This window comes from Streptomyces swartbergensis (genome assembly GCF_002148965.1).
GTDB classification, from domain to species: Bacteria; Actinomycetota; Actinomycetes; order Streptomycetales; family Streptomycetaceae; genus Streptomyces; species Streptomyces swartbergensis.
Genome location: NZ_NGFN01000775.1, coordinates 1 through 877, shown reverse-complemented (window position 1 = coordinate 877; position 877 = coordinate 1). Strand labels below are relative to the sequence as shown.

1 protein-coding gene is annotated in these 877 nt (G+C 74.9%); it reads right to left on the bottom strand.

All coding sequences use genetic code 11. From position 1 onward, the window contains the following. Positions 1–825, bottom strand: an 825-nt coding sequence (locus CA983_RS48765; RefSeq protein WP_244207372.1) for an SRPBCC domain-containing protein, incomplete at its 3' end; no start/stop codon positions are given. Between the last annotated feature and the right edge of the window lie 52 nt (positions 826–877).

Genomic DNA, 877 nt, shown 5'->3' with positions numbered 1-877 from the left:
ACGCGGAGCCGAGGGCTCGTCGCCGGCCCCGGAGGCACGAGTGCCGTCGGCGGTGTGGCCGGAGGCGGGCGTCTTGTCGTCGGGCCCGGGGGCGGGCGTCTTGTCGTCGGGTGCGGGAGCGGGCGTCTTGTCGTCGGGTGCGGGAGCGGAAGTGTCCCGGGCGGTCCCGGGAGTCTTCTCGGCAGCCCCTGCGGCGGTCCGGCTCTCGTCGGCCGGGCCGCCGGCCGAGCCACCTCCCGCAGACCCCGAAGCCGCGTCCTTCCCGGCCACTGCGCCGCCCTCTGCCCCCGCCGGAGGCAGAGGCGGAGGCGGTGGAGCCGCGTCGTCCGCGTCCGGGGTCGTCTCGTAGTCGGTGGTGGCGCGGGGTTCGAAGTCCTGGGTGACGAGGGGCGTGGTCGTTTCCGGGGCTGCCGCGGCCAGGTTTTCCGCGAAACAGTTCAGCAGGCGTGTGACGGCGCCCTCCACCGCGTCGGACGGGAGATCCTTGATCCGTCCGTCCGCGGCGGCCGTACCGTCGAACACGACCGTCGTGCCGTCCTCCGCGTCCCGCAGGGCGATCCGCAGCGCGAGTTCCACCGAGCCGCTGCCGCGGGCCTCCGTGGCGTCGCCCTCGACGGCGTACGCCCCGTCGTCCCGCCGGGACACCCGTACGGCACCCCGGTACGTGACGGAGTGGCTGCCGACCCGGATCTTCAGCCGCCCGGTGACGGGCTCGGCGCCGGCGTCCTGCTGGAGCCCCGGAACCGCCCGGGCGACCCGCGCGGGGTCGTCCAGCACCTCCCTGAGCCGCTCGGCCGGAACCGGAACGAACACCTCGTGCTCCATGTGGACGGACTCTACCCAGCACGCGCCGAAACGCACCCCCACCTTCGGGATT